Source organism: Pseudoalteromonas sp. MM1, assembly GCF_030296835.1.
Classification (GTDB): Bacteria; Pseudomonadota; Gammaproteobacteria; order Enterobacterales; family Alteromonadaceae; genus Pseudoalteromonas.
This window is the reverse complement of record NZ_AP027922.1, coordinates 2,674,008-2,680,670: the sequence shown is the minus strand read 5'-3', so window position 1 is coordinate 2,680,670 and position 6,663 is coordinate 2,674,008. Positions and strand designations below refer to the sequence as shown.

Genomic DNA, 6,663 nt, shown 5'->3' with positions numbered 1-6,663 from the left:
AGTGAACCTAAAAAGCCCTTATTGAGACTTCAATAAGGGCTTTTTAAATAAATTAGGATAGATAAAAGCAGTTAAGCTTTTAGGTTACGAACCAGCTTGCTGTCGGTATTAACCACGCTACCGCCTTGGTCGTAAGTCATGCTAGTTGGGGCGCCTATTAAAATATCTTTTAGTTGTTTTACACTTAAGTGCGCTTGGCGGGCAGCATGTGAGTTTACTTTATTTTGTTTTTGGCACTGCGCTAACTGCACTTTAACTTGCGCTACTCGATCAGTTACTTCAGAGGCATTTTCATCATTAGCAGCAAAGAGTTTATTTAACTCTTTATCGAGCTGGGTGAGTTTGGTTAAAAAAGACATTTTTTGTTGGGCAAGCTCTTTTAAACCTTCACCTCTGCGAGAGGCAATAATACTAAGCTCTTCGTTTAATAACGCATATAATGAATCCAAGCATTTAACTTGCTCATCTAATTTAACGCTAATTAAACTATTGTGATCAGCCATATACGTTAAACTCAAAATCAGCTAAGTTTTTAGTCAGCTTTTCGGCATCAATTTGGTATTTACCTTCGGTAATCGCTTTTTTAAGTTCAGCAACTTTTTCACTATCAAAGCCAGATGACTGCTGCGCTTTATCTTGCAGAGTTTTTAACTGCTGTGCTTGTGGCGTCAGGCTCACTGAATCGCTCGCCGCTTTAGGCGAAGGAGTGTGTGCTGTTTGTGTACTTGCAGCGTTATCTTTTTTAATATCAACTTGTTGCTGTTTAGCGTTTGTAAGCGCATTAGCTTGTTGATTACTACCATTAACTTGATTAACCATAATAATAAACCTGTATATTACCCAACTTATGCCAAGTTATCGGCATATACATAGGATACTTTAGTATAAATCGAAATTAAATATTAACTTGAACAGACTCTACACCATCTACACGTGCATTCAAAATTTTACCGGATTTTTTATTCTTGATCTGTACTTGCTCACCAAGGGTGCCATCTTCAAGTGCTATCCCCGTGGTTTTTATTCTAAGTCCTTTAATACTCGCATAAATATTAACAGCGTCGCCTTTGCAAACCATACAAATTTGGTTGAGCAAAACAGGCATCCCGCTTCTAATATTTCGCTTACTACGACTGCCAATGAGCATTAAAGGGTCATCTAAATATTGTACTCTTACAAACTGCGAAGGCTTCATTTGTACGCTTAGATGAGACTTAGTAATAACCTCACCACGTGCTAGATTTGCCGTGGCAACCACAACGGGTGCCATTTTAACAATTCTTACATGGACATATTGAGTCCAGCTTTGCGCATCGTTACACTTTATTTGTACAGTCACCTGACGTGTAAAGGGTGGCTCATTTGGTACAACTAGCTCTGGCTCGTTTTCACATACTCTATCAGGAATACGGCTATCGAGGGCAAGGGCGGTAATCTCTACATTTTTTTCAAGTGGCACGGTAACTTGTTCAGCAATATGAGAAATTGCTATTTCTTGTAATATATCTTTGCTATACACATTTGCCTGAGTAGGTAATGCAAAGCATAAGCTAGCAAGAAAATAAAAAACATTGTATCTTCTGGACTTTTTTAACAAACTCATAATGTTTCGACTATGCTTATGGTTTCAAACAGGGTATAAATATTTTGCGTCAAAAAGTAGACGCTCCCGCGATGTTATGTAGCTTTATAAACAGAAAGCAATTATCGTTCCGCATTATTTGTTTTCTTTAGGAGATTTGAATGGCAGGCATTTTAGACTCAGTAAACCAACGCACCCAGTTGGTTGGGCAGAACCGCCTAGAATTACTATTATTTAAGCTCAGAGGGCGTCAGCGTTTTGGGATCAACGTATTTAAAGTAAGAGAAGTACTACAATGTCCTCCTTTAACAAGTATGCCAAAATCAAATGCATACATTAGAGGAGTTGCGCATATTCGAGGTCAAACTATTTCAGTTATCGACTTATCAATGGCCGTAGGCGGTCGACCTATCGAAAATGTAAAAGACAGCTTTATTATAATTGCAGAGTACAATCGTTCAGTGCAGGGCTTTTTAGTTGGCGGCGTTGAGCGAATAGTTAACATGAACTGGGAAAAAATAATGCCACCCCCATCGGGAGCAGGGCGTTACTCTTATTTAACTGCCGTTACCGAGATTGAAAACGAACTGGTCGAAATTCTCGATGTAGAAAAAATCTTAAACGAAATTTGTCCAGTAAATACCGAAGTGAGTGCCGACCTTGCTGCCGACAGTGCAATACAAAAAGACTTAGGTGAACGTATTGTATTTATTGCCGACGATTCAGCTGTTGCACGTAACCAAGTAAAAAGAGCACTTGAGCCACTTGGTGTGCAAACTGAACTTGCAAAAAATGGTAAAGAGGCTTTAGTTAGGCTTAAAGAAATAGCCGAGCTTGATTGTAAAAATGATATTACTGAGCGTGTAGGTTTATTGATATCTGACGTTGAAATGCCTGAAATGGACGGCTATACATTAACGGCAGAAATTAAAGCAGATCCAAAATTAGCGCCTTTACATGTTATTTTACACACTTCTTTGAGTGGCGTGTTTAATCAGGCGATGATCGAAAAAGTAGGCGCGGATGACTTTATAGCAAAATTTAACCCAGATGAATTGGCAACAGCAGTAAAAAAATGGGTTCACTGTGACTAAGCAACAATAGGTGTTAGTAATTTGAATAGTAAAGATTTGCAGCAAAGTGACTACGATCAATTTCGCTCATTTTTAGAGCAGCAATGTGGTATTGTGTTAGGGGAAAACAAGCAATATTTAGTAAAAAGTAGGCTTGCTCCGCTTATGGCTCGTTTTAATGTCGAATCTTTATCACAATTAGTGACTAAAACGCTTGCCCCCCATGAGCGGCAACTTAGAGCCGCTGTAGTCGATGCCATGACCACTAATGAAACTTTATGGTTTAGGGATCAATATCCTTTTGAGCTTTTAAAAAATAAATTGTTTCCAGAGTTTAAAGACCTCCGTAGGCCATTAAAAATTTGGTCAGCGGCCAGCTCTTCAGGCCAAGAGCCTTATTCTATTGCCATGTCTGTGGCTGAGTTTCAGGCACAGCAACCGAGCGTACTGCGTATGGGGGCACAAATTATTGGTACTGATATTTCCAATACAATGCTCGATATGTGTAAAAACGCTGAATATGATGCGTTGGCATTAGCACGAGGCCTATCAGCAGAGCGCCGTAAAAAGTTCTTTATGGATAGCGGCAACGGTATGGCAAAAGTTGTCGACTCAGTCAGAAAGCAGGTGAGCTTTAGGCATTTAAACCTGCTTGATTCTTATGCCTTAATGGGCAAATTTGATATTATTTTTTGCCGCAATGTACTTATATATTTTTCACCTGAGGTGAAAGCAAAAATCATTAGCCAGTTTGCCCAAGCACTAAACCCAAAAGGATATTTATTTTTGGGTGCCTCAGAGTCAATGACTGGCTTAAGTAATGAGTTTGAGATGGTTCGTTGTAACCCTGGGATCATCTACCAAAAAAAATAATTTGCCCTTCCTTCCCATTAAAAACGACGTTTAAACGTCGTTTTTTCATTTATATAACAAGCCCCTATAAAAAATAGCGTAACACAAAACTACTGGCTTATTAATTGCTTTAACTTAGGTAAGTCAATTTTTTGGAGAACGTTATGGCTATCAGTTTTGATAAAGCATTAGGTGTGCACCCGCATGCAATGTTGATCCGCTCACAGCGGGCAGAAGTACTTGCCACAAATATAGCGAATGCTGATACGCCTGGCTATAAAGCAAAAGATATCGACTTTGCTTCTGCATTAAAAGCGGCAAGGTCAACTCAGCAAAGCGGCAATAGCATGGTTACTACCAATGAAAAACATATTACTGGCGGTACTCGCAGTGTAGGTGGGGCAGAATTATTTCGCACACCAAATCAAGGAGATACAGGCGATGGTAACTCGGTTGATATACAGGTGGAACGAAACTTGTATACACAAAATGCGATGGAGTATCAGGCAAGCCTGCAATTTTTAAGTAGTAAATTTAAGGGCCTGAATAAAGCGCTCGGTAGTCAAGGGTAATAATTATGAGTTTATATAACGTTTTTGATATTTCAGGTAGTGGTATGAGTGCGCAAAATGTGCGCTTAAATACTACCGCAAGTAATATTTCGAATGCTAATACAATTAGTTCATCCCAAGATAAAACTTACCGAGCACGCCAACCTGTATTTGCTGCCGAGCTGACTAAAGCGTCTGCCTCAGCTAGCAACCCTCAGGGCTCCGCTGTTGGTGTTAAAGTGCTGGGAATTGTTGAGAGTAACAAGCCACTACAAATTGAATATAACCCTAATCACCCAAGTGCGGATGAAAATGGCTATATCTATAAACCCAACGTTAATGTTGTTGAGGAGATGGCAAATATGATCTCTGCTTCTCGCTCTTATCAAACAAACGTGCAAGTTGCTGATGCAGCTAAGCAAATGTTAAGCAAAACGCTGTTACTTGGGCAGCGATAACCGAGGGTAGGTTATGAGTAACGATATTAGTAGCAGTTCAACTTATTTGGACTCACTACGCTGGCAAGAACAACAAGTTGCTACCAGCGATGGAGAGAGTGATGCCTTAACGCAAGAAGATTTTTTCTCGTTGCTAACTCAGCAGCTATCGTATCAAGATCCGAGTAATCCGGCTGATAACGATCAGATGATTGCGCAAATGACTAATTTTACTATGGCGCAAGGCATCACAGATTTAAACACAAACTTTGAGTCACTTGCCTCGTCAATGACCTCAAACTCTGCCTTACAAGCATCAACGCTGGTTGGTAAGCAAGCGCTTTTAGAATCTAATACGCTTGAGCTTGGCGAAAGCGGCGAAGCAAAAGGGTCTGCGGTTGCTGAAGAAGCCGTTGATAATTTAAAAATTAAAGTCACAGATGCTTCTGGCCAACTGGTTAGAACTATCGATATGGGTTCGCAAGCAGCGGGTGCAGTGCGCTTTAGCTGGGATGGTAATAATGAATCCGGTGAGCGCCTACCAGAGGGTGAATACACCATTACTGCAGAGGGCAGCACCAATGGTGAGTTTTCAAGCTTACCGGTGGCTACATTCAAAAACATTGAAAGCGTTAATATCAATGGCTCTAGTGGCATTATTATTAACACCAAAGAAGGCGCGGTTAGGTTGACAGATGTCGCAGAGATCGCATAACCAATTAAAAAGTATTTCGCCTGCTAGCAGGCTATTAGATCAAAAGTTAGAGGTGAATTATGAGCTTTAATATTGCACTTACAGGCCTAGCAGCCGCACAAAAAGATTTAGACGTGACGGCAAATAACATTGCCAATGTAAATACCACAGGTTTTAAAGAATCGCGTGCTGAATTTGCTGATGTTTACGCTGCATCTGTGTTTAGCGCAGGCAAAACTAAAAATGGTGATGGTGTGCAAACAACCATGGTTGCACAGCAATTTCATCAAGGGTCACTGCAATTTACTAATAACTCATTAGACTTAGCGATTACTGGCGAAGGGTATTTTGCAATGACCGATGATATTTCGTCGCAAGATTTAACCTATACTCGTGCAGGTGCATTTAAGCTTAACCAAGATAACTTTATGGTTGATGCTAAAGGCAATTATTTACAAGCCTTTCCAGTAGACTCATCTACAGGTGATACCACATCAGTTAGTTTAAGTACTACAAACCCGATTCAAATTCCTGACTCGTCTGGTTCACCTCGCGCTACAGAGAACGTATTTTTATCGTTTAACTTAGATGCAACAGCTGATGCAACAGGCCTCGATTTTGATCCGACATCTAATGGCACCTATAACTCATCAACGTCTACAACAGTTTATGACTCATTAGGTGAACCACATATTCTGCAATACTTTTTTGTAAAAGAAGAAGATGCTGCCTCCGGTGGTACTGATAATAGCTGGGAAGTCTACGCCACACTTGATGGCAAGGTAATAGACGGTGCATCTGGTGCAGAGCAAACAACTACGCCATATACACCGATTACTACACTTGGTTTTGATTCTAGCGGTTTACCTGCCACAACGGGTGGTGTAGCAAATACTAACGCGACTACATTTGATGAAATTAATTTACCGGCAGGTGCAGGTACTGGTTTATCGTCAATGCTTGATAACGGCGCAACCTTCCCAAGTACAGGGATTGAGCTAAACTGGCGCGATGAAAACAATACCGCAGGGCGTATTCCTACTCAGTATTCAAGTGGTTTTGAAGTAAAAGCACTTGACCAAGATGGCTCTACAGTGGGTCGTTTAGCGGGTATTGATATTGGCACAGATGGTAAAATTGTCGCCTCTTACAGTAATGGTGATTCAACCTACTTAGGCCAAGTTGCTATGGTACGCTTTCCAAACTCTCAAGGCTTATCACAAGTAGGTGATACCAGTTGGAAGCAAAGTATTGACTCTGGTGAGCCAGTAGCCGGTGAAGCAGGCTCGGGTACTTTTGGTAGTATTAACTCATCTGCGCTTGAGCAATCAAATACCAACTTAACAAACGAATTAGTTGATTTGATTACCGCTCAACGCAACTACCAAGCAAACTCACGAGCGCTTGAAGTTAACTCAACAATTCAGCAAAGTATTTTGCAGATTCGATAAGTTAATCTTATTTTTGGTTAAAA

At 40.5% G+C, this 6,663-nt stretch carries 9 protein-coding genes; 6 read left to right on the top strand and 3 right to left on the bottom strand.

The annotated features are described in order from the left end of the window. Positions 1-71: 71 nt before the first annotated feature. The 3 genes from flgN to flgA all read right to left on the bottom strand — a co-directional run bounded on the left by flgN (position 72) and on the right by flgA (position 1,603). The gene (flgN, locus tag QUE46_RS12235) at positions 72-503 is read right to left on the bottom strand and encodes a flagellar protein FlgN (protein WP_286244977.1); all 432 of its coding nucleotides are present in this window, start codon (positions 501-503) and stop codon (positions 72-74) included. Continuing rightward, on the bottom strand, positions 496-819 hold the full coding sequence (gene flgM / locus QUE46_RS12230; protein WP_286244976.1) for a flagellar biosynthesis anti-sigma factor FlgM: 324 nt from the start codon (positions 817-819) through the stop codon (positions 496-498). The genes flgN and flgM overlap by 8 nt, the downstream gene beginning before the upstream one ends. Positions 820-895: 76 nt before the next feature. Continuing rightward, positions 896-1,603 (bottom strand): flagellar basal body P-ring formation chaperone FlgA, encoded by a 708-nt coding sequence (flgA, locus tag QUE46_RS12225; RefSeq protein WP_286244975.1) that lies wholly within the window; start codon positions 1,601-1,603, stop codon positions 896-898. Between the two features lie 140 nt (positions 1,604-1,743). On the opposite strand from flgA, the gene QUE46_RS12220 reads away from it, so the two are divergent. From QUE46_RS12220 to flgE, 6 genes are all read left to right on the top strand, one after another. Continuing rightward, a complete protein-coding gene (locus QUE46_RS12220) occupies positions 1,744-2,676 on the top strand; it encodes a chemotaxis protein CheV (protein ID WP_004588013.1) in 933 nt (310 codons plus the stop codon). A gap of 21 nt (positions 2,677-2,697) precedes the next feature. Further along, on the top strand, positions 2,698-3,528 hold the full coding sequence (locus tag QUE46_RS12215; RefSeq protein WP_286244974.1) for a protein-glutamate O-methyltransferase CheR: 831 nt from the start codon (positions 2,698-2,700) through the stop codon (positions 3,526-3,528). 143 nt (positions 3,529-3,671) lie between these two features. After that, positions 3,672-4,079, top strand: coding sequence for a flagellar basal body rod protein FlgB (flgB, locus tag QUE46_RS12210; protein WP_286244973.1), 408 nt, complete (start codon positions 3,672-3,674; stop codon positions 4,077-4,079). Between the two features lie 5 nt (positions 4,080-4,084). Then, positions 4,085-4,516, top strand: coding sequence for a flagellar basal body rod protein FlgC (flgC, locus tag QUE46_RS12205; RefSeq protein WP_004588016.1), 432 nt, complete (start codon positions 4,085-4,087; stop codon positions 4,514-4,516). A gap of 13 nt (positions 4,517-4,529) precedes the next feature. Then, entirely contained in the window at positions 4,530-5,210 is a 681-nt protein-coding gene (locus QUE46_RS12200; protein WP_286244972.1) for a flagellar hook assembly protein FlgD, read from the top strand. A gap of 59 nt (positions 5,211-5,269) precedes the next feature. Then, positions 5,270-6,640, top strand: a complete 1,371-nt coding sequence (gene flgE, locus QUE46_RS12195; protein WP_286244971.1) for a flagellar hook protein FlgE — start codon at positions 5,270-5,272, stop codon at positions 6,638-6,640. The last annotated feature ends 23 nt before the right edge of the window (positions 6,641-6,663 follow it).

Excerpts from the sequence above, each read along its gene's own strand:
- flgA (WP_286244975.1), bottom strand. The coding sequence starts at position 1,603 with ATGAGTTTGTTAAAAAAGTCCAGAAGATACAATGTTTTTTATTTTCTT.
- QUE46_RS12220 (WP_004588013.1), top strand. The coding sequence starts at position 1,744 with ATGGCAGGCATTTTAGACTCAGTAAACCAACGCACCCAGTTGGTTGGG.
- flgB (WP_286244973.1), top strand. The coding sequence starts at position 3,672 with ATGGCTATCAGTTTTGATAAAGCATTAGGTGTGCACCCGCATGCAATG.
- flgM (WP_286244976.1), bottom strand. The coding sequence starts at position 819 with ATGGTTAATCAAGTTAATGGTAGTAATCAACAAGCTAATGCGCTTACA.
- flgE (WP_286244971.1), top strand. The coding sequence starts at position 5,270 with ATGAGCTTTAATATTGCACTTACAGGCCTAGCAGCCGCACAAAAAGAT.
- flgC (WP_004588016.1), top strand. The coding sequence starts at position 4,085 with ATGAGTTTATATAACGTTTTTGATATTTCAGGTAGTGGTATGAGTGCG.
- QUE46_RS12200 (WP_286244972.1), top strand. The coding sequence starts at position 4,530 with ATGAGTAACGATATTAGTAGCAGTTCAACTTATTTGGACTCACTACGC.
- flgN (WP_286244977.1), bottom strand. The coding sequence starts at position 503 with ATGGCTGATCACAATAGTTTAATTAGCGTTAAATTAGATGAGCAAGTT.